General features: G+C 68.5%; 17 protein-coding genes. 6 read left to right on the top strand and 11 right to left on the bottom strand.

Annotation, left to right across the window (positions count from 1 at the left end; genetic code table 11):
• Positions 1–18: 18 nt before the first annotated feature.
• The 3 genes from GA707_RS18195 to GA707_RS18185 are packed head-to-tail and all read right to left on the bottom strand — an operon-like array spanning position 19 to position 3,114.
• Positions 19–741, bottom strand: a complete 723-nt coding sequence (locus GA707_RS18195; protein ID WP_152179880.1) for a CPBP family intramembrane glutamic endopeptidase — start codon at positions 739–741, stop codon at positions 19–21.
• A 3-nt stretch (positions 742–744) separates the two neighbouring features.
• Positions 745–1,749, bottom strand: a complete 1,005-nt coding sequence (locus GA707_RS18190; protein ID WP_370460060.1) for an NAD(P)H-binding protein — start codon at positions 1,747–1,749, stop codon at positions 745–747.
• A gap of 51 nt (positions 1,750–1,800) precedes the next feature.
• On the bottom strand, positions 1,801–3,114 hold the full coding sequence (locus GA707_RS18185) for a hypothetical protein (RefSeq protein ID WP_152179878.1): 1,314 nt from the start codon (positions 3,112–3,114) through the stop codon (positions 1,801–1,803).
• 249 nt (positions 3,115–3,363) lie between these two features.
• On the opposite strand from GA707_RS18185, the gene GA707_RS18180 reads away from it, so the two are divergent.
• From GA707_RS18180 to GA707_RS18170, 3 genes are all read left to right on the top strand, one after another.
• Entirely contained in the window at positions 3,364–4,800 is a 1,437-nt protein-coding gene (locus tag GA707_RS18180; protein WP_152179877.1) for a tyrosine phenol-lyase, read from the top strand.
• 85 nt (positions 4,801–4,885) lie between these two features.
• The gene (locus GA707_RS18175) at positions 4,886–5,410 is read left to right on the top strand and encodes a hypothetical protein (protein WP_226963937.1); all 525 of its coding nucleotides are present in this window, start codon (positions 4,886–4,888) and stop codon (positions 5,408–5,410) included.
• 242 nt (positions 5,411–5,652) lie between these two features.
• On the top strand, positions 5,653–8,082 hold the full coding sequence (locus GA707_RS18170; RefSeq protein WP_152179876.1) for a M14 family metallopeptidase: 2,430 nt from the start codon (positions 5,653–5,655) through the stop codon (positions 8,080–8,082).
• Between the two features lie 118 nt (positions 8,083–8,200).
• Here the strand turns inward: GA707_RS18170 and GA707_RS18165 are convergent, their stop codons facing one another.
• The 6 genes from GA707_RS18165 to GA707_RS18140 form a co-directional block, all read right to left on the bottom strand.
• Positions 8,201–9,526, bottom strand: coding sequence for a nuclease-related domain-containing protein (locus tag GA707_RS18165; protein ID WP_193315409.1), 1,326 nt, complete (start codon positions 9,524–9,526; stop codon positions 8,201–8,203).
• Positions 9,527–9,608: 82 nt separating this feature from the next.
• Positions 9,609–10,790: an NAD(P)/FAD-dependent oxidoreductase gene (locus tag GA707_RS18160; protein WP_152179874.1), complete on the bottom strand. Its 1,182-nt coding sequence runs from the start codon at positions 10,788–10,790 to the stop codon at positions 9,609–9,611.
• 84 nt (positions 10,791–10,874) lie between these two features.
• Positions 10,875–12,548 (bottom strand): nuclease-related domain-containing DEAD/DEAH box helicase, encoded by a 1,674-nt coding sequence (locus tag GA707_RS18155; RefSeq protein ID WP_226963936.1) that lies wholly within the window; start codon positions 12,546–12,548, stop codon positions 10,875–10,877.
• Between the two features lie 43 nt (positions 12,549–12,591).
• Positions 12,592–13,083 carry a hypothetical protein gene (locus GA707_RS18150; RefSeq protein ID WP_152179873.1) on the bottom strand — a complete coding sequence of 164 codons (492 nt, stop codon included), beginning with the start codon at positions 13,081–13,083 and terminating at the stop codon, positions 12,592–12,594.
• Between the two features lie 31 nt (positions 13,084–13,114).
• Entirely contained in the window at positions 13,115–14,578 is a 1,464-nt protein-coding gene (locus GA707_RS21410; RefSeq protein WP_152179872.1) for a DUF222 domain-containing protein, read from the bottom strand.
• Positions 14,579–14,800: 222 nt separating this feature from the next.
• Entirely contained in the window at positions 14,801–17,164 is a 2,364-nt protein-coding gene (locus GA707_RS18140; protein WP_152179871.1) for a helix-turn-helix domain-containing protein, read from the bottom strand.
• A 204-nt stretch (positions 17,165–17,368) separates the two neighbouring features.
• On the opposite strand from GA707_RS18140, the gene GA707_RS18135 reads away from it, so the two are divergent.
• A complete protein-coding gene (locus tag GA707_RS18135) occupies positions 17,369–17,908 on the top strand; it encodes a GNAT family N-acetyltransferase (protein WP_226963935.1) in 540 nt (179 codons plus the stop codon).
• A gap of 10 nt (positions 17,909–17,918) precedes the next feature.
• A complete protein-coding gene (locus tag GA707_RS18130) occupies positions 17,919–18,611 on the top strand; it encodes a hypothetical protein (RefSeq protein WP_226963934.1) in 693 nt (230 codons plus the stop codon).
• A gap of 61 nt (positions 18,612–18,672) precedes the next feature.
• Here GA707_RS18130 and GA707_RS18125 read toward each other — a convergent pair whose 3' ends face one another.
• Positions 18,673–19,329: an HNH endonuclease gene (locus tag GA707_RS18125; protein WP_152179870.1), complete on the bottom strand. Its 657-nt coding sequence runs from the start codon at positions 19,327–19,329 to the stop codon at positions 18,673–18,675.
• 56 nt (positions 19,330–19,385) lie between these two features.
• Complete coding sequence (locus GA707_RS18120; protein WP_226963933.1) at positions 19,386–21,206, bottom strand: DUF2075 domain-containing protein; 1,821 nt, start codon at positions 21,204–21,206, stop codon at positions 19,386–19,388.
• Positions 21,207–21,365: 159 nt separating this feature from the next.
• On the opposite strand from GA707_RS18120, the gene GA707_RS18115 reads away from it, so the two are divergent.
• Positions 21,366–21,752, top strand: a complete 387-nt coding sequence (locus GA707_RS18115) for a nucleotide pyrophosphohydrolase (protein WP_152179868.1) — start codon at positions 21,366–21,368, stop codon at positions 21,750–21,752.
• Positions 21,753–21,986: the final 234 nt, after the last annotated feature.

Raw genomic sequence — 21,986 nt, 5'->3', positions numbered from 1 at the left:
AGCCGTCCCCCGACTGGCTCAGCTCGCCCAGGCGAACAACGGCGGAAGCAGGAACAGCATCCCGAGCGACCAGATCAGGTGGGTGATGATCGGGCCCATGATCCCGCCGGTCACGCGCCGCTGCAGCCCGACGACGACACCGAGGATGACGGCCGCGAACACCAGGAGGGGAATGCCGCTCGCGGCGGTGACCAGCGCATACACGATGGTCGTGATGAGAACGGCATGCTTGCGGCCGACGCCCGCATAGAGTGCGCCGCGGAAGTACAGCTCCTCCGAGATCCCGTTGAGAGCGGTGATCAGCGCGACGATGGGTAGCGAGCCGAACTGCGCGTGGTCGAGCAGGTCCTGGACGGGGTTGCGGAGGACGGGAATCCGTCCGACGACGAGCGCGCCGGCGCAGAAGACCGCCAGCAGGATGATGCCGAGGATGATCGGCTGGAGGACCGGGCGGGAGTGCTCACCCCGGCGGGTGACCGTGTGACCCAGGTGGAGCTGCCCCGAGGCGAACGCTCCGACCAGCCAGACGACCGCGAGCGCGACCGTGGCGACGTAGAAGAGCTCGTCACCCGGCTCGATCCGCAGCGCCCACCCGAGGACACCGGCGCCGACCAGGAGCGTGACGACGGCCACGACGCGCCGGCGACGGAACCGCGCGTCGGACTCCTCGTGGTCGCGTGGGACCGGCTCGACGAGCGCGGCGTGGACGAAGGCCTGGAGCTCGGCGATCGCTGCTCGCACGGGTCAGTCTCCCGCCCACTTCGGGTCGGCGGCGGTGATCCGGGCCGGGTCGACGGTCCCGGGCTCCGGTCTCGGACCGTGCTCGGCGTCGATGCTCGCGCGCACCGCGTCGTCGAACCCGAGCGCGCCACCGGTGGGAGCGCCCACGAGCTCGTCGAGATCGTGCTCGTGGCAGACCACCTCGTGGACGAGGCTCTGCACGAGCGGCTTGGCGATGCCAGCGGGCACCGGCGTGACGAGACCGACCCAGTGGCTCGCGAGCCAGGGCGTGAGCACCGGCACCGTGTAGATGGCGCGGCCGCCGTGGCCGGTGAGCCGCGCATATCGCTGGATCATGTCGCGGTAGGTGAGGACGTCCGGGCCGCCGATGTCGAAGGTCCGGTTGACCTCGGGAGGCAGCTCGGCGACGGCGACGAGGTAGTACAGGACATCCCGCACGGCGATCGGCTGGATCCGGTTGTTCAGCCACTTCGGCGCCACCATGACCGGCAGGCGATGGGTGAGGTGGCGCAGCATCTCGAAGGACGCCGAACCCGACCCGAGGATGACCGCGGCCTGCAGGACCGCGGTCGGAACGCCGCTGGCCATGAGCAGGTCGCCGACCTCGACGCGGGAGGCGAGGTGGTCCGAGAGATGACCCTCGGGGTGCAGGCCGGAGAGGTAGACGATACGCCCGACGCCCGCCTCGAAGGCCGCGACGCCGAAGGTGCGGGCCATGTCCCGGTCACGGTCGGCGAAGCCCGGCTGTCCGTCCATCGAGTGCAGCAGGTAGTACGCGACGTCGACATCGGCGAGCGCCTCGGCCAACGTGATCTTGGCGGTCGCGTCGCCCTCGACGACCTCGACCTCGTCGACCCAGCGTCGCTGCTCGATCTTGGCGCGGTTGCGCGTCAGCACGCGCACGGTCCAGCCCTCCTCGAGCAGCCTCGGCACCAGACGCGACCCGATGTAGCCGGTCGCCCCGGTGACGAGCGCTCTGCGGGGCTGTCTCTCGTCTCGGTCAGGCATGCTCGCCATCGTCTCAGGTCTGGAGGGTTGCGCTGGTCGGCAGGCCACCCGTCAGCGCACGTCGGACCGCTGACGTGGGGGTATGCGGTGCTCACCTGCCCCGTCGCGGTCCAGATCGCGACCCCACCGGGACCACGTGAGGTGGATGAGCGTGGCCGCTCCGAACGCACCGAGGAAGACGAGGACGGCCGTGCCCGGGTCACTCATCGCCTCCGGGTCGACGAGCACGGTGATGGCCAGGGCGAGCATCATCGTCCCGGCGACGAGCTTGAGGAGCCGGCCGTGGCGCTCCTGCATCTTCAACGAGCGCATGGTCACGACCGCGACGGTGAAGACGATGAGCTCGTCGAGCAGGAAGGGGATGAGATAGAGGACCAGCAGCCCGACGGCCTCGGCAGGGCCTACGCCGTTCGCCTCGAGGAGGCCGGCCCACAGCAGCGGGAACCCTGCCGTGCACGGGATCTCGAGCAGCGAGGCGCCCATCGCGAGCACCGCGGTCGCGGCGAGCGCCGGGAGCAGCGCCTCGTGGCCGGCGGCCCGCCGCATCCGGTGGTACAGACCCGGCTTGGCCGAGTCGCTGATCGACATCGTCACGCCCTGCTTGAACGCGACGTAGTCCTTGATGCCGATGACGCCGAACGCGCCGGCGACCAGCGCCACGACGACCTGGACCGTGCCGAGGTGGGAGACCAGGCCGAGCGCCGAGTACACGCCCATGATGAACAGGCCGTTGATGAGCGCCGTGACGAGGAGAAAGGTGATGCCGATCGCGAAGACCCTCCCCCGGTCACCGGTGCGTACGACGATGGCGAGGAGCACGGTGATGACCCACAGCGAGCAGGGATTCATGCCGTCGACGAAGCCGATGAGAAGTGTCGAGGCGACGAGGGAGTCGCCGAGCGTGACCTCCCCGAGAAGCGGGACCTCGATCGCAGTCGTCTGCGGCGCGGTCTCGGCGGAGACGTCGCCAGCGGCGTTCTCGGCCAGGGCCGCCTCGATCGCGACGACCATATCGTCCCGCAGCGGATCCGAGAACCCGATCCAGTGCCGCTCGCCGAGAACGGTGACCGGCACGCCCTGGACCTCGAAGCCGAGGTCGGCAGCCACCTCCATGAGCAGGGTCTGGTTGTCCTCGTCGTACCAGACCTCGTACTCCCGGACGGTCAGGTCGGGATACTCCCGACGCACCTCATCGAGCCACTCCCGCTCCATCTCGCAGTATGGACAGCCATCGCCGTAGAAGAGGACGAGCTCGGGCGCTTCGCCGTCCGTCGGCTCCGCGGCGGCCGGTGGGGGCCAGACGAGCGAGAGCGTCATCAGCGCGGCGAGGAGGACGAGCCCCAGCAGGCGCACCGCGCGAGTCACCTCTTCATCGTAGGAGCGACGGCTCGGCCGACGACCCGGATGTGGGCCGTTGCACGCAACCGGCCCGACGGCGTGGCGAGACGCACAGCGGAGGTTTGCGACGCATACCGGATCTTGGACAGTGTGCTCAGCGCCTGCCGGGTCAGTCTTGTCATTCAGCACACTTTATCCGGTCGCATCGATGCAGGTTGCGCGCCCCATCAGCCTCGGTGAACACTCACGGTGAACGCCCACCGAGAGGAGATCGCGATGATGCGCCACCCCGCCGAGCCGTACCGGATCAAGATGGTCGAGCCGCTCGTCATGACGACGCGCGAGGAGCGGGAGGAGGCCATCGCCCAGGCGGGCTGGAACACGTTCCTCCTACCGTCGCGGAAGGTCTACATCGACCTGCTCACGGACTCCGGGACGAGCGCGATGAGCGACCGCCAGTGGTCGATGCTCATGATCGGCGACGAGGCCTACGCGGGGTCGTCCTCCTTCGACCGGCTCCAGTCCGCGGTGCAGGCGTACTACGGATTCCCGCATGTCGTGCCGACCCACCAGGGGCGCGGCGCCGAGCACATCATCAGCCGGATCCTCATCGATCCCGGGCAGTTCGTGCCCGGCAACATGTACTTCACGACGACGCGGTACCACCAGGAGGCGGCCGGTGGGATCTTCGTCGACGTCGTCATCGACGAGGCGCACGACCCCCATGCGGACCACCCGTTCAAGGGCGACATCGACCTCGCCAAGCTGGAGCGGCTCGTCGACGAGCACGGGGCCGAGGGGATCGCCTACGTCAACCACGCGGTGACCGTGAATCTCGCCGGCGGACAGCCGGTCTCGATGCGGAACCTGCGCGAGGTGCACGAGTTCTGCCAGACGCACGGGATCGTCCACTGGTCGGATGCGACCCGTCTCGCGGAGAACGCCTACTTCATCCAGCAGCGCGAGGACGGCTATGCCGACGTGAGCACGGCGGAGATCGCCAAGGAGATGATGGGCTACGTCGACGGCGTGACGATGTCGGGGAAGAAGGACTGCCTCGTCAACATCGGCGGATTCCTCGCGATGCGCTCAGAGGAGATCCTCGTCAAGGCCCGCGAGCTCGTCGTCGTCTATGAGGGCATGCCGTCGTACGGCGGGATGGCCGGCCGCGACATGGAGGCGATGGCGCAGGGTCTCGTCGAGGCCCTCGACGACGACTACCTCGCCCACCGCGTCGGGCAGGTCCGCTATCTCGGTGAACGGCTGCTCGAGGCCGGCATCCCGATCGTGACGCCCGTCGGCGGACACGCGGTGTTCCTCGACGCCCGGGAGTTCCTGCCCCACCTGGAGCAGGACGACTATCCCGCTCAGGCCCTGGCGGCGGCGCTCTATGTCGAGTCGGGCGTGCGCTCGATGGAGCGCGGCATCGTCTCCGCCGGGCGGGACGCCGACGGCCGGGACCGGCATCCCAAGCTAGAGCTCGTGCGGCTCACGGTGCCACGCAGGGTCTACACCGACCGGCACCTCGACGTCGTCGCCGATGCCGTCATCGAGCTGTACCGAAAGCGGGAGACGATCGGCGGGCTGCGCTTCGTCTACGAGCCACCGTCGTTGCGGTTCTTCACTGCTCGGTTCGAGCCGCTCCAGGTCCCGACCGGCGCCGGTCCTGAGGTTTCACCGACGCGGTTCGCGCAGGAGCCGGCGCTGACTTAGCCGATTCGCGCGGTCCGAATCATTGTGCAGCGTTTGCGCGACTGCCATCCTAGGCAGACTCCCGCCCCTCTCCTCGGAGGTCCACGTGAACGCCACCCTGCTCGCCGCCCTGACCCCCGACGAGCGGTTCCTCGTCGCGCAGACCGAGAAGGACGCGTTGGCCGAGCTCGACGAGGACGCGGCCCTCGAGCTGCACCAGCGGATCCGGCGGGCCCGTAACAAGTACGCCGGCCAGTACCGCAGGGGAGCCTCCGCGCGGGTTCCGGCCAAAGGTGGGCGCGGCAAGGCCCGTCCGGCCAACCAGCGAGCGGCGCTGCGCGCGGAGGCGTTCGAGGAGGCGCTGGCCAGGGTGAGCCGTCGCCTCGGCGTGCTGGCGAACGAGTCCGCGCGCGAGCTGAAGGCCGAGCGGCTGGCCGCTGCGCGGTCGGTGAGATGGGGTGTCTCCAGTGGCGGTGGGGTCGAAGACTCGTCAGCCGACGGCTCCCCTGCCGGCGACCAGGTGGACCGTCCCCGCGGCGACGCCGCGCAGCGCAACGCGCGCACCGAACGCCGACGTGCGCAGACGACCGCTGCCGGTGCCCGACGGCAGGCCAAGCGCGACAGCCGCTGAGGCGGTCGCTGGCGCGCCGATCACGACATCGGTCTCTGGCGTCCACAGCTGAGCCGTGATTCGTTCCCTGCTCGTGCGAGCACGCGGAAACTCGCGTCAACCTATCCCCCACCGAGTCGGGCCGGTTGTGCCACGCTGACGCCGGGTGACGACAACGGAGACGTCACCTGTCGACCCTCATCGACGGCACCACCCCTCACAAGGGGGAGCATGCGCTCCCTGGCAAGGAGATACAACGACGTATGTCCAGAAACTCTCGCAACCGGCTGATCGGCCGGGCGACCGCGCTGGCATGTGGGGCGACACTCGTCGCCGCCACTCTCACGGCACCGACTGCGGTCGGCACCGAACCGCTTCCGGAGCTGCTCCGCGAAGCGAATGAAGAGGTCTCGGTCCTCGAGGTCGTCCTGCCGGACGTCGGCGAGCTCGACCGGCTCGTCGACACGGGAGCCGACCTCGACCACCACGTTCACCCGAACGCCGACGGCTCGATCACGGCTCATGTCGTGGCCACGGCCTCGGAGCAGGCGGCCCTCAAGGCCCGCGGTTTCGTCTTCGCCGATACGGTCCACGAGCAGGAGGACACGGCTGAGATCCTCGCCGAGCGCGAGGCGACCCTCTCGGCCGCCCGCGCCGAGAACACTGCGTTCGCCGCCGAGGCGGCCGCAGCCGAGGTCTCGGACGTCAAGATCATCCGCGCCGATTACTACACCTCTTTCGGCCAGGGCTTCCTCAACGTCGAGGCCAAGTGGGCGAATGGGCAGACCAGCAGCTCGCAGTTGACGGTCCAACGCGACAGCGGACCCGGCACCGAAATGGGTTCCGGCGGATCGCAGAACATCAGCCGCTTCGTCGATGCGGGCGTCTACCTCTACCACCGGGGCGCTGCCGCGGTCGAAACCCGACCGGACACGATCCACATCACCAGCCCGACCGGGGATGTCGCGACCGCGAAGGTCACCGACTGGCTGCCTCTGGAGGGTGACGACGTCTTCGGCCCGAACTACCAGAAGGACTTCATCACCTCCTACCTCACCCCGACCGAGCTGTACGACCGGATCCACGCTCTTGCAGCGGAGTTCCCCCAGATCTCCGAGATCGTCGAGCTGCCGTACGAGACGAACGGCTACCGTCGGGCGGCGCAGGCCGTGCTCGGCTCGTCCAACGCCACTCGCGTCGCGATCGACTCCAAGGCCTGGGGCCACGAGGGCGGCAACGACATCTCGGTGTCGTTCGTCGATCCCGGCACTGCAGACTCAGCCTTGGGCGTCTCGGTGAGCGGGTCCACGGTCACGGTGTCACTCGCGACGAACGCGTCCGGCACACTCACGAGCACTGCGGCGCAGGTCGTTTCGGCCATCAATGCCGACAGTGTCGCCAGCGCACTCGTCACCGCAAGCACCTACCGCGGCAGCACAGGCAGCGGCACCGTCACGGCGACTACCGCAACCCTCTCCGACGGACTGAGCGCCCCCGCGTCCGTGTCTCGCGACCCGCACCCGGTCTACGCGCTGCGAATCGGCAAGGTCCGCGACGGCTCCAAGCCCGGCGTCCTCGCCTATGCCCAGGAGCATGCGCGTGAGTGGGTGCCGCCGCTGGTGACGATCGAGACCGCCGAGCGACTGCTGCGCAACTACCAGCACGACGGGCGGACCAAGCAGCTGGTCAACAACCTGGACATCTGGATCGCCCCGTCGATCAACCCCGACGGCGGGCACTACTCGTTCTACGACTTCAACTCCCAGCGCAAGAACATGACCAACTACTGCGCCGGGACAACGGTCGGCGACTTCCTGGCCCGGAACAACTGGGGCGTCGACAACAACCGCAACTACGACACCTACAGCCTGTTCGACGGCTACAACGGAGCGAGCACGAGTTGCACGAGCGGCACGTTCGCCGGACCATCCGAGCTCAGCGAGCCGGAGAACAGAAACCTCGACTGGATCGCCGGGGAGAACCCGAACATCAAGTTCGCGATGAACCTGCACAGCTCGGGCAACTACTTCATGTGGTCGCCGGGTGCGTACATCACGCCTGGTCGGATCTCCGCTCCGCGTCCCACGCTCGAGGACGAGTCGTTCTTCTGGGGCTCGTCGTCGCGGATCCTCACCGAGATCAAGCGGCACCGCGGACTCTCGGTCACGCCGGCTCGCACCGGCCCGATCTCCGACGTCCTCTACTCGGCGGCCGGCAACTCCGGTGACATGCTCTGGTACAAGTACGGCATCTACGCCTGGAACTTCGAGGTCGGCACGCAGTTCCAGCCGCCGTTCGAGAATGAGAACCCCAACGGCGCGTCGGCACACGCGGAGTCCCAGGAGTTCGCCAACGGCCTCGTCGAGCTCATGCGTGTCGCGTACGACTTCGACAAGGACAAGCAGCGTCCGGAAAGCTCGGTCCGCACCATGCCGAGCGCTGAGCCCGGCCACGTCGACGTCATGTTCGACACGACCGAACCGGCGTCGGTGTTCTACACCCTCGACAAGTCGACCCCGACGTACGAGTCGACGCTCTACGCCTCCGCAGGTATCCGTGAGGGCGCCGAGACGATCACCGTCGCGGTGGGCACGACGATCCACTTCTTCTCCGTCGACGCCGCCGGCAACGTCGAGAAGAACTATCGCCCCGACGGCAACGGAAGGAACTTCAACAAGACCACCGTCCGCTGACGGATGATCGGTCGGACCGGCCGCGGCGCCTCGTGCGTCGCGGCCGGTTCACGTTCTCTATCGCTTCGTGCGGTATGCGGTGCGTACCCTCGCACGGCGGGCCGCTGACACGGGGAGCTCATTGCCCTTGTGCAGCACCGTTGAGGTCGGCAGCGGCTGCTCGAAGAATCTGCTGACCTCGGTGGTCGTCGATTCCGAGCTGTCCCCGGTATATCTCGAGCCGGATCGGCCATTGAGTCTCGGTTCGGTTGTCGGCCACGGGAATCCATTGACCCGGCCGGCCCAACAGGATGGAGGTGGGTCCCGGCGGAGCGAGACTGGCAGATGCCGTCAGGCTCACCAGATCACCGGGAAGGTGGGCCACCGAGTGGGGTTCGAGCTGTTCTGCTGTCATCACGACGGTCGCCGGGTCCTGCGGATCCGCCAGCCACCTGCACGTGCCGTCCTCCCCGTGCAACGGCGCGACGTCCACCTTGACGTACGACGACAGACGCTCCGGAGAGAGAGCTTGGCAGTCCAACCCGCCGAGGACGGGCGGCCGACCCTCGACCGATCGAGCAAGGGAGGCTGAGGAATCCGATGCATGTCCCCCTGGCGAAAGACCGCCGACGAGCACCGAGGTCACGAGTGTCGCGACGTGACCACTGACGACAGAGATGTACTGAGAGCCCCAGATGAGAAGACCGCCGACCAGCGCGAAGCGGAGCAGTCTCTTCAGTGAGCGGTGGCCGCCGCGTCGTCGGGGGTGTCCATCCTTCCTCCTCCGCGCAGACTGACATTGACCGCTCGGACTGATCAGAGCCCGCTGCTCACCGTCGGCCGCCGAGGTTCGGGCGAGGTCCCGACCGATGGCTGCGAGCAGTTCGGGATCGGTCATGGTGGAGGGGAACTCGCTGAGGACCCGAGGGACGAGCCGCCTGATCCCATCGTCAGAGATGCGAGCCGGCAGACTCCTCAGCCACCCGACCAAGGAGGAGTGTGCGAGGACCCAGACTCCGCATACCAGCTGCGGCTCTCCGAAGCGATTGGGGCGATCACCCGCCAAGCACAGCACCGGGGTGACCGGCACCCGCAGGCGCGTGCTGACCTGAACCGCCATCCAGTGCACCTTCCGCAGCTCTCGAACGAGGTTCCGCGAGGTGCGGTGCTCGCCTCCCCCGAGGTGTTGGAACAGTGAGTCGTTCCAGACCGTGATATCCCCCGAGAAGTTCTTGGCATCCACCATGACCACGCCCGGGGGTCCGATGATCAGATGGTCGATGTTCGACTCGGCCATACCGGGTAGCAGGAGGCGGTCATGGGTCACCGTCCACGCCGCGGGCAAGGTGGCCAGCGCCTCTGCGACCCGCTGCTCGCCGCGAGCCCCGGCCAACCACTTCGCCGCATCGGGGTCACCTGCAGCGGCGAGAGACTCGGCCTTCCGTCGTGCACTCTCCCCCGTCACATGCCGCATCTTCGCTGATCAGTCCGCTCCCACAGTCGGCGCTGCGAGCCTCATGGCCGAACGGCCGACCCAGGAGGCCAGGTCAGACGCGTCCCTTGAGCAGACCGCGGTAGTAGACGATCGGCTCGAGGTAGCGATCGAACGCCCAGAGAACTCGACGCGGTGCCGTGAGGTCGACGAACGAGACCGTCGGCTGCGGGTTGCCGTCACGGTCGAACTCCGCGAGGAGGAGTCGGCGACGGTCGAGCGTGATCGGGATGATCGTGTAGCCGTCGTACTCCCTCAACGTCTCACCCGACCGGCTCCGGCGGATGTTGTCAGCGAGGACGTCGACCTGCCTGCGCAGTGCACCGCCCGACGGGCGGGTGTCGACCGCCGCGGCGTCCCCGAGGGACCAGACGCGATCGAGTCGCCGATGGCGCAGGGTCCGCGGGTCGACGTCGACGAGGCCTGCGCTCTGATCGCCCGCGAGGGGTGCGAGCCATCTCGGCGCTCGATAGTGGGGCACGACAAAGGCCTGCTCCACATCGGAGATGATTTCGTCGACCCCGTTGCTGTCGAGCGTGATCGTCCGCGTCGCCGGGTCCATGGTGGCCACCGTGGCTCGATGGCGGACGGTGACGTCAAAGCGCTCCACGCCGCGGCGGAGGTGGTTCTCAACGGACGGCACGTCGAGAATCTCTGAGTACGGCGAGACGAGGTGGACATCGATGTCCGGCAGCACGCCCTCACGCCTCCAGTGGTCGCAGGCCATGAAGAGGGGCTTCAGGGCCGTGCCCCCGCAGGGCGCCGGCTCCGGCGGGATGGTGAACACGACCTTCCCCCGGCGGGTCCGCTGGATCGCGGTCCAGGTCGATTCTGCGGTTGCACTGAGGTGCGCCGTGGTGGACCATCCGTCATGCATGGAGGCTTCGAGGCCGAGGATCGCATGCAGGTCGTGCTCGAGCCCAGGCGCGAGGACCAGGTCGGCGTAGCCGACTCGCTCACCGCCCTCGAGCTCGACCTGGTTGCGGCTCTCATCGACAGCAGCAGCCCGATCCTGGATCCAGACGCAGCCGTCCGGGATGACCTCGCGCTGCGGTTTGGTGAGTCGGTCGAGATCGGCCTGTCCCCCGGCGACGTAGTTGAGCAGCGGACGATAGCGGTGGACCGGACCAGGGGCCACGATCGCCACGTCGTCCAACCCCAGTCGGCGCAGCCGGGCCGCGAGGGAGATTCCGGCGTTGCCCCCGCCGACGATGACGACGTCGTGCGATCGATCCATGACCCCTCCCCTGTGCGTTCCCGCCGAACAGACCACAGCGGGTTGGTTCTCCAAACTAACCCCCGTCCACCCCGGCGATGCCGGTCACAGGCCGAGGCGTGCCGCGACCTCGGGTCCACCCATCTCGCGCACGAGGTCGGGTGGGCCGACAACGACGAGTCGGTCGGTCGCTCGGGACAGGCCGACGTAGAGCCGCTCCCGCGAGCGTTCGCGCACCGCGGAGTCGTTCACGCACAGCACGACGACACGGCGTTCGAGGCCCTTGCATCCGAGCACGTGCCCGTAGAAGACGAGATCCTTGTCCCAGAACGTCGCCCAGTACCCGTCCTGCCCCAGCGTCTCCTGGAGGGCCACCTGCTCGGGATGCCTCGCGCCGGTCGTCAGCAACATGATGTCCTCGGGGCGCCAACCCTCGTCCAGCAGCGGGTCGATCCGGTCATCGGCGGTGTCGATCGCTTCCCCCACCTCGCACGTGACGAAGGTGACCTCCGGGCCATCGCCGCCCCGCGCATACATCCGCATCGGAGCCAGCGGGACGAAGACCTCGGCGATCTGCCTCGTGTTGCGCAGGTTGTGGTCGAGCACGAGCGGAACAAGAGGGAAGGGCGGACGGCCGAAGCGGGCGAAGACGCGCTGGTTCTCGTCGCTGTACGCGAACAGACCGCCCTGCTCCTCGTCGCGCAGACACCGCACCATCGGCGTCCACCAGTCGTCCGCGAAGTCCTGCGCCTCGTCGATGACCAAAGCATCGAACCGCTTCTCCGGGGGCAGGCCCTTCGCCAGCTCGGCCATGTGCGCGGGAAGCCGCTCCTCCCAGAACCGCACGTCGTCGCGGCCACCGAACTCGCTCACGCCGAGGTAGCCGGCAAGCTCCTCGAACGTGCCGACGAACGCAGGTCGCTCCCGTCGCGGCACCGTGGCCAGCGATCGTGAGAACCACTGCGCGAGACCGATCGAGTAACAGACCAGAGCCACCCGCTGTGACTTCAGCCCGTGCATGCCGCGGGTCAGTTGGCGGGCCTGGGTCATCGCCAGGACGGTCTTGCCGCTTCCTGCTCCCCCGCGCACCTCAACGCGCTTCAGCAGCCTGGTGACGGCGAGGATCGACGCCTGCTCGACCGTGAGCCGGTCCGCGCGACTCTCCCGCTCGTCTGCCTCCGCGAGAAGGTTCCGCTGCGGCAGAGATCGCCCGCGAAGGATCTCGACGATGAGGTCGCAGTCGTCCTCGCTCGGCACGCGATGACCGCTCTCCTGCAGAGCGGCGATGTCGTAGAGGCGGACTGCGAGATCCTTCTGATCGCTGCGTCCGTGGACCATCCACCGCGGACAGTCCGGCGTCGCGAAGTCCTCCGCCACCTCGGTATAGGGCAGCGCGACGGCGTGACCGAACCGGACCCTGGAGCGGCACGAGTTCTTCCAGCGCGGGTCCCTCTCGATGTATGCGCGAAGTGCGTACTTCCCATCCCTCGCCTGGTCCACGGGATGGATCGCGCGACGTCGCCCGCCCGCGCCGGTGAGCCACGTGCCATCCTCGTACGACACCACACCGCCCTTGACCTCGACGACGACGATGCCCACGTCGGGCATGAGGACGACGAGGTCGAGCTCGTGGTCCTTCTTCTCGTCCGTGAGGCGGACGTTGGCGAGCAGGATCCAGTCCTCATGGGCCTGTCGGCGCAGCCGATTCCACACCTCGCGCTCGGAGTCGGTCCGGAACTGCGGATCCTCAGGACTGGCTCTCGGACCCTCCGCACCCACGTTCGACCTCCGCTTCGGACCTTCACCTCTGGTTGCAGCCCAGTCAATCAGGGAGAGGCATGCTGAGACGCAGGCGACGCACCCGGCTCAGATCGATGGCTCGTCGGTCGCCATAGCTCCGCTCGGTCGTGGCGAGGTTGACCAGGGTTGCCTCCCCGTCCTGAGGCTCGTGACTCCACATGCACCAGAACTTCAGGCCCCGGTCTCCGGTGTAGAGGTAGAGGTTGGTCGACGAGTGGAAGACGCCAGGCTCACCGAACGTCCGGATCGTGCGTCCGACTCTGACGTAGTCGTCGACGGTCAGTCCGGGCGTCCGGCCGAGGACGACGTACCAGTGCGGCGCCGTGCTCGCATAGGTGCGGGCCCACGTCCACTCGAGGGTTGGTGCGAGCTGCAGCCACCAGCGCAGATCGTCGGGCGGCGCCCCGGCCCTGGTCGCATCAGGTTCGGTTGCCGCGACGTAGCCCTCCGCGTTCGCACCAACGGGCAGGGCAGTCGGTCCGAACGAGAACGGCGGCACGGGGTTGAGGTGCATGCACGTGACGGTAGAAGTCAGGACCGACAGTTCACCCGGCCCGACCGAGTGACCCCGCCCCTGCTGGAGTGTCCGCTGGCTCCGTCTTCTGTCGCGGTGGTCGCGCGGGTGGCGGGTGGCTGGTGTAGGTGTGGCCGGTGGGGGTGGTCAGGGTGACGGCCCGCTCCTTCGGTTCGGTACCGGTGTCCTCGGTGTGGGTGGTGTCGGTGACGGTGGCGGTCCAGCCGGGTGCTTCTTTGGCGTGGTTGCACGCGGCGCACACGCCGCGGCCGTTGCGGTAGCTGGTGGGTCCACCGGACCGGTGCGGGATGGTGTGGTCGACGTGCCGGATCGGGGCCCCGCAGTACGGGGTCGCGCAGATCCGGTCGCGGTACTCGATGAGCCTTCGCAGCAGCCGCGGGAACGAGCGGCGTTTGGAGTCCAGCGCGACCAGGTGCCGCCCGTCCGCAGAGGTGTACAGCCGGCGCAGCCACACCCGGCCCTGCTCGAACCGCGCCCGCCGCACCGCCGGATCGTCGGGGTCCGACGTCCCGCCGCGGTCATCGCGGCTGCCGTGGTCGTCGGCGGCGTCGTGGTCGTCGGTGTCGAGGAGGGAGAGGATCCAGCGGCGGGCGGTCTCGGCGGGGATCGGGCCGTACCCGGGCACCTGCGCGGGCTCCTCCCCGCCGCCGAGCAGGGCGGTGTCGGTGATGATCAGCTGCAGCTCGACCGGATGCTCGGCGCTGCTCACGCCGGTGACCCGCTCGACGAGGGTGTCGGCCATGACCTGACCGCGGGAGCGGCCGTCGCCGGACGCTGCGGCGGCCTTGGCCGCGGCATCCAACGCCGCGTACACCGCGACACCGTCCTCGACCGGGAGCAGCCCGGTCAGGTACGTCATCGTCTCCGGCGCGGGACGGCAGGTGACCCGCCGGTCCGCGCGCGCCCTGGCCGCCTTCTTGACCACGGCGTGCGGGTCGAGGCGGTACACCCACTCCTTGGTCTCGGCCTCCACCCGCCGGTCCCCGAGCTCGGGCAGCCGCTCGGCCAGGGCCGCGTCGACGTCGCGGCGCTGCTCAGTCTCCAGCACCGCGGTCTCCTTGGCGATGATGCCCGCCCGGTGCTCGCTGGTCTCCCCCCGGGCCAGCGCCGCCAACGTGTGCGGCAGGTCCTCCAGGAGGGCCCTGGCGGTGGCGAGCATCCGCCCACCCCGGTACGGCGACTGACGACAGGCAAGGCCCACCTGGGCGCCGACCCCCGAACCCCGGTCACGGGCCGTGACACCGCGGGCGGCCTGGTCGGCGGCCTGGGAGTCGGCGAAGGCGACCAGGTCGTGCGCCTGCGCCGCCGCAGCCGCCGCCTTCAACGCCTCGAGCATCCCGATCCGGTCGATCCGTGCCGAATCGTCCCCGGCCGGCGACTCGGCTGCGAGCCGCCCGATGAACGCGGCGATGTCGGCCGTGGTCAACGGGGTGGCGGTGGTGGGCTCTGTTCCGGGGGTGGTGTTCTGGTCCATGCAAGAACGCTAGGGGGCACCACTGACACTGCTTCCCGAGTGAATCGGGTTATCCACAAACGCGATTCGCCGCGTCTGGCACCACACCGCGACACGCCGGACACCCCACCCGGATGTGGACAACCGAGCTGCCCCGGCTTGGCGCGCCACGGACGGCGCAGCGGTGGCTACCACCCCCGATAGCCACCGCCGAACCATCCCTCGCGGCGCAGGATGGCGGCGTCACTCTCCGGCAGGGAGAGCGGGAGGGGTCAGTTCGGTCAGCCCGAGCCGAGCACCCTCGACGAACGCCGCGTCGAAGGCCTCCGTTCCGAGCCTGTCCCGAGCGGCGGCCTCGGCCTCGGCACGAAGCGACTCGTCCGGTCGGTAGTACGCGTAGACGTTCGACCCGACGTCCTGCCGCAGCCCGTGGACGGCGCCGAGGAGCCGCGCCACCTGACTCGACCGCCCGTCGAAGGACTCCACCACGGCGAGCGCCTCGAGGAAGTAGGCGAGATTGGCCTTGTCCTGCGTCTCCTCGGACAGGCGGATCCCCTCATCGAGGTACTCCCGGGCCTGACCATGGTCGCCTTGGGCGATCGCCAGCACAGAGAGGTTGTGTAGCGCCACATACGTCGGTAGCCGGTCACCACGACCACGAGCAAGGTCCATTCCCCGCTCGATCTCCACAGTCGCGTTCTCGTAGTCCTGCTGCAGGATCAGCACAGTGCCCAGCCACACATGGGTGAGCGAACGCAGCCACACCCCCGCCTCGCCCGCACGCGCGCCGTACTCCAGTGCCTCGCGGAAATGAGTGATCGCACTCTCGGTGTCGTCCGCCGACAAGGCGGCCAGACCCACACCTGCCGTCGCCTTGCACAACACCTCCGGGTCGTCCTCGGCCACACCGCGCGCGAGTGCCGCCCGCCAATGGCCGGCGGCCGCTGCCGCATCCCCGGCTGCGTAGCTCATCGTGGCTGCGGTCAGATGAACGCGGGCCTCGAGCGTCGGCGGCAGCGTCAGCCCCAGACACTGCTCGGCGCGGCGACGGCCGATCGAGGACTGGCCGCGCAGCCACCAGTACAGCCACAGGGCCCACGTGATCCCGCCCGCGGTATTTCCATCCCCGGTGTCGAGGGCTCGGTCGACCGCCACGAGCAGGTTAGCCTCGTCCGCCTCCGTCCGTGCCAGCCATTCGGTCTGGTCCGCTCTCTCGAAGCCGACGGCCGCGCGCTGCGTCAGGCGCAGGTAATGCCCCGCATGTGCCCTCACCCAGGACCGAGCCTCCTCGCCGACGAGCTGGCTACGCGCATACTGGGCGATCGGCTCGAGCTGGTCGAAGCGGCGTTGGCCGTCCACCCCGGTGCGAACGAGCACGAGCGAGTGCTCGACCAGCCTCCCGAGGAGGCCGACCACGTCCACCGTCTCGGTGAAGCCATCGGCGCAGACGACGGCCTCGACCGCCTCGAGCGTGCCGCCCCCGCGGAAGACGCCGAGCAGACGGAACAGACGCTGCTCGTCGGGCGAGAGGAGCGCCAGGCTCCAGTCCAGGGTTGTGCGCATGGTCCGCTGTCGCTCCGGCAGATCTCGATCGCCCGCGGAGGCCCAGAGGTCGTCGAGCCGCTCGAGCAGGGTGTGCGGGTCGAGCATCCGCAGGTGCGCGGTGGCCAGCTCGATCGCGAGCGGCAGACCGGACAGGCGGTGACAGAGCTGGGCCAGCGCGACCACGTCCTCCCCCGACAGATCTTCATCCGGCATGAGTGCCCTGGCCCGGTCGAGCGCCAGCGCTCCCGCAGGAGCAGCGGCGAGCTCATTCAGGTTGCGCACATCGGGCGAGGGCAGAAGAAGCGGGTCCACCGCATACTCACGCTCTCCGCGGACCCGCAGCGGCGAGCGGCTGGAGACGAGGACCGCAAGATCCGGACAGAGCGCGCAGAGACGGGCGATCTCGGCAGCGGCGGACAGCAGGTGCTCGAAGTTGTCGAGAACCAGGAGGACCTGCTCGCCGGACAGGTGCGCCACGACGGTGTCGATAGCGTCGTCCCCGTCGCTTCCGACCACGCCGAGCGCGCGGCCGATCGTCCCCATGACATCGGTCGCGTCGGCGAGCGGAGCCAGGGAGATCTGGATGACCCCGCCCGGGAAGTCCTGTCGCAGCTCCTCCGACAGGGCGATCGCGAGGCGCGTCTTGCCCACTCCCCCGGGCCCGGTCAGGGTGAGGAGACGCGTGCCGCTCCGGATGAGGTATGCGGCGCGCGCCACATCGTGCTCCCGCCCGTAGAGGGTGGTCACCGGAGCGGCCAGGCCACGCGGCCGAGGCGGTCCCGGTTGGGGATCCGGAAGCGGACCCCGCCCGGCGCCGCCGGGGCGGCGGGGTACCGAGGCGATGAGGGTGGCCCGGTCCTCGTCCGTGGCACCGAGCGCATCGGCCAGGGCTCTGACGGTATGCGGGTAGGGCCGGGTGCGCGTGCCGCGCTCGAGTGCGCTGACAGCGTGCGGGGTCAGCGCGGCACGTTCGGCCAGTTCCTGCTGGGTCAGGCCGGCTCGTTCGCGGAGCCGGCGCAGTAGGACGGCGAACGGTTCGGTGTCGACACCCTGCTCCGGCATGGCCGCAGCCTATTGACCTGCGTGGATGCGGAGAAGCACCTCATCGGCAATTCACGGAACAGTCGGTGCGCCAAGTGTGCGAGCAGTGTGCGGGTCCTGAGCGTGGTGTGTGAACTCCGCTGTCACGAGACTTGATCCGCACGCAAACGACGAGGCAAGTGACCCGCATAGGGGCGCGCCGCATACGAGAGAGGAGGTTCACCGATGATGACCACCACGGTCTGGCTTCCGGCCGGATGGGAGCATCCCACCCGCGTAGAGCTGGCGACCGGCCATCACCTGCGTCCGATCAGGGCCACTGACGTCGACCTCGACATGGTCGCCGTCATGGGGTCCCAGCCACGGCTCTGGTCGATCTACGGCGAGGCGTGGGGCTGGCCGCCGGCCACTATGACCGCGGAGCAGGACCGCGAGGACCTGGCCCGCCATGAGGCCGAGATCGAGCGGCACGAGTCATTCAACTACGCCCTGTTCGACACCGGCGAGACCGAGCTCCTCGGCCGCGTCTACATCGACCCGCCGACCAAGATCGGCGCCGACGCCGAGGTGTCGTGGTGGGTCGTCGACCTGCTCGTCGGCGGCCCGGTCGAGTCGGCGATGGCTGCTTTCGTGCCGCTCTGGCTCGAGCGCGAGTGGCCCTTCGAGCGCGTCCGACACATCGGGCGCGACCTCACGTGGTCCGAGTGGGCCGCGCTGCCGGACCTCCCGTCCGAAGAACCCAACCAGAACCACCCCAACCAGTGAAGGAAAGACCATGACAGACACAGCAGTTCCCCAGACCACCACCGCGCCAGACTCTCTGGAGCCGACGTTCGATGCTCCCCGAAGGCGGGGATGGGTCGTCGCCGGCATCGGCGCCGCCGTCGCGTCCGTCGTCGGCATCGGTTCCAGCATGATGTCCGGCGCGGTCTACGAGCCTTCGCTCGCCGGCGACGCCGCCGGCATCGTCGAGAAGATGTCGGAGCAGGTCGTCCCAATGGTCGTGTTCCATGTCGCATCTTCCATCGCCGCCCTGCTCCTCGTCGTCTTCGCCGCCGGCCTACGGCGGTTCCTCATCGAGCGGACCCCGCTCGACCACCTGGCGCCCCAGGTCGCCTCGACCGGGCTGCTTCTGGTGTCCGTCGTGCTCCTCATGGGCACGGCGCTGAACACCGAGTTCATCTTCGGCCTGTTCGACACCTCGCTGCTCGTGCCGGAGACGGCCGTCTTCTACGGTCACTGGATCGGCACGGTGCCGTGGTACTGGGCCGGTGCGGGCCTGGCCGCTCTGGCCGTCGGTGTCGCCGGTCGCCGCTACGGTGCCGTCTCCGGCTGGCTCACCTGGGTCAGCCTCGTCCTCGGTGCCCTCACCACGCTGCTCGCCGTCAGCCCGCTGCAGTACATGGCCGGAATGACCGGGCCGCTCTGGCTGCTCATCGTGACGATCGCGCTGCTCAGGGAGCGCTGAGTCTCATCAGGCGACGGCGTCACACCTGCGCAGTCAGTCGGGTGTGGCGCCGTCGGTGCGTTCACCGGTCCTGGGCGGTAACTGTCAGAAGAGCACGATGGCCCGGCTCTGAGTGAGTACTCAACCAGATGCAGGCGCCGCTGTGCGACGTCAGGACGGCTGGATCCAGACGGTGCGACTCGCGTACTGGCACGCTCATCGCGGTCCCGTCGTAGGCGGCGTACGGCTCGGCCAAGGCGTCGGGCGCGACGCGAATCGTGAAGTCTGGCAACACGGTCAGCAGGTGGAGGTCGAACAGGGTGTGGATGTCTGCCCGGAGAAGAAGCCCGTTGCTCACAGTGTCCGTGTGGTCACCCTTGTACGGGGAGATGTGGGCGGCTTCGAGCAATCCAGGGATCGACGTGCCAGTGACAGCGCACTCGCCTGAGTAGGCCCGTATCAGCTGGTCACGAAACCTGGATGCCCCGCGGCGAAGGACGACGCTTCCCGGGATCCACATGCGGTGATCCTCGTCGTACCGAAGTGGCTCCGAGCCCCCGCTAGTCATTGCTTCAGCAACTTGGTCGAAGGCGAGCTCGATTGCCGAGACTCGGAGACCCAGTCGCGCTATGAGGTCACGTTGAACATGGTCTGGGACGTACTCCACATCGGGACGTCCAGTAAGTCCGAAGTCCGAGTACCTCACGTCGATCTGTGGCAAATCCTGGAAGTCCATCATGGGGACTCGATACTTGTACTGCCGGCGATCTCCCGGGAGTTAATTCCGGAGTGTGGTTATCCGATGAGCGATCTGAGGAAGTCGTTGGTGGGAGGGTCCGTCGAGTAGATGCCGACCCCCTGCATTCCGCGGGTGAGCAGCACCTTGTACACGTTCTTCACGAGCCGCTCGAACTCCGGGTCTGACAGCGCCGACCGGCTTCGTAGGGCCGGATCCTTGTTGGCCTGTCGCACGACGCGCCACGACCCTTCCCGCCACACGAGGTCGGGACCGATGATGACGCCCGCGAAGTCGTACTCGAAGCCCTGAGCCGTATACACGCAGCCGACCTGCCAGGAACCGGCCGGGTCCGTCGCCCACAGCGGCGCTGGCGGCGCGCCGCCGACCGACCTGTCGCCCTTGAGGTTCCACGGACGCGACCAATCCCCGATGGTCACGTCATGCACGAGTGACCCATCTCGTCTCGGATCGCTCCACGGCCAGCAGAAGCCGGCGGTCAGGCGCGCACCGTACCCCTCGCCCTCCCGGGCGCCACGCCACGTGTCGAGCTCGTGGGGTGAGTCCATGACGGTTACGGAGAAGTCGTCGTCTCCGCCCCACGCTTGCGGACCCCCGGACCGAAGACCCAACAGGCGCTCCACCCAGGCGACGTACGCCAAGGATCCTCCGCAACGGAACTGGTCATCCAGCGTCACGGTGAGGACGTCGATGCCGCGTTCGGCGGCCGCGGCGTGGATGTCCGCGACCGTGCCCAGCTCTCCTGGCCTCACGACCTGGTTCTGGTCGAGCAGGAACACCGGCGTGCGGGCAGCCGAGAGAAGCTCGTCGATCTGAGGACGTCCGGTTCGCAGGGAAGCCCGGGTGTACCTGTTGGCCGAGGTCTCCCGGATCCGATGAGCCTCGTCGAGAATCAGCACGTCGAGCTCGTTGGGCTCGGCGGTCATGAACGAGTTGAAGTACTGGAACGTCTTCCGCACGCGCGGCGACCCCTTGGCTGCGACTTTGCGCAGCGTCTGAGTGAAGGACTGGGAACCCGTCGCGTGTATGACGGTCCGCCCTTCCCGAGCCAGCTGGCCCATGAGCGACAGGGCGATCACACTCTTCCCGGATCCAGGACCTCCAGCGACGACGACTGCGGTCTTCGTGTTCCTCCGACGAGCGGCCTCGACCGCGTGGCGCACGTACTCGAACGCCTCCCTCTGCTCATCGAGGAGGACGAACATCTCCCGGCGTTGGACCTCGTCGGCCGCCAGTGCCATCAGCTGCTTCGACGGCGCGATCCTGCTACCGAGCAGAAGGTCCGCAGCCTCGGCTCCCGACTCCGGGGCGAAGACGGACCTCAGGTAGTCACGGAACGCACCGCGTCGCTGACCGGTGAAGATCCGGCCAGCCGTGTCGGGACGCTCGAGCAGATCGGCCACCCCGAAGTCGGTTGCGTTGTGGAGGTACGCGACGCTCGATATCCGCTCCGGGTGTTCCTCGAGCACGGCCGCGTAGTCCAGCAGATACTCCCCGTAGCCGGTCACCTGGTCGACGGGATGCAGAACCGGTCGCGGGTACCCGCTCACCGTCACGAGCGAGTCGCTGTCCTCGAATCTGTGGGCCTCACTCCACTGCTTGAGCTCGACAACGACGTATCTCGGCTCCCCGGCGTGCGAAACACCGGCGAGGACGACGTCCGCGCGCTTGCTCGACAGCGGAAGCTTGAACTCGAGGAGCATCTCGACGCCGCCCCGTCCGGCATCGGTCAGGTCGGCCGCCAGAACCGGGATGCTGCGCTCCCAGGACCGGCGTTCGGCCCGGCCGGCGGTGTGGCCGACGGAGATCGCCAACTGCTCGGCCAGCCTCTCTGCGAGGTCGCGTTCGAAACGCGACACGTTCGCCGCAGAGTGGCGAAGCAACGACGACAACGGTGAACTCCCGGGCAGCACGACGTGGCGTGCGGGGGAGCATGTCCGGCGACGGAAGCTCGTCGATCCGCGTGAGCCACCACTCTAGACACCGGCGACGTCCGTCGCAGTGCCTAGGATCGCGCCATGAGCCGGAACGGTGAAGATGGCGAGTCGCCAGGTGATGGATACAGCCTCAAGGCTCTGCAGGCCGAGTTGCGGACCTTTCGGGACGAGCGTGACTGGGCGCAGTTCCACGATCCCAAGTCGTTGATCCTCGCCCTGGTCGGTGAGGTCGGTGAGCTGGCCGAGCTGTTCCAGTGGGTCCCGGCCGACGAGGCTGCCACCCAGTTCAGCGAGCCGGCCAAGCAGCAGCGGGCAGCCGAGGAAATGAGTGATGTCCTGATCTACCTGCTCGGCCTTGCCGACGTCCTCGAGGTGGACCTGCTCGTCGCTGCGCGCGAGAAGCTGGACGCATCCCGCCAACGGTTCCCCGCCGCAGACCTGCGAGGGATCGCGCCCGAGAAGCGCTGAGCACACGACAACGGCGCCCCGAGAGCCGATTCATCGGGGCGCCGTTGTGTCGGTGGGCCGGCGGCGGGACCGAAGTCCCGCCGCCGGGGTTACGTACTGGTAGGGGTGCACTATTCGGGGTGAGCACAGTTCTCCTTTCGCAGCCTGCGAGTTCTCGACCCTGGAATGACCGACGCGGCGTCCGCACCGCCGGGGGAATGCTCACAGGGAGGGCATCGTGTGAGCGCGGGCGGT

Source organism: Nostocoides sp. F2B08 (assembly GCF_009184895.1).
In the GTDB taxonomy this organism is placed as follows: Bacteria; Actinomycetota; Actinomycetes; order Actinomycetales; family Dermatophilaceae; genus F2B08.
The sequence above is the reverse complement of the archived record's forward strand: the minus strand, read 5'-3'. Positions and strand labels throughout refer to the sequence as shown.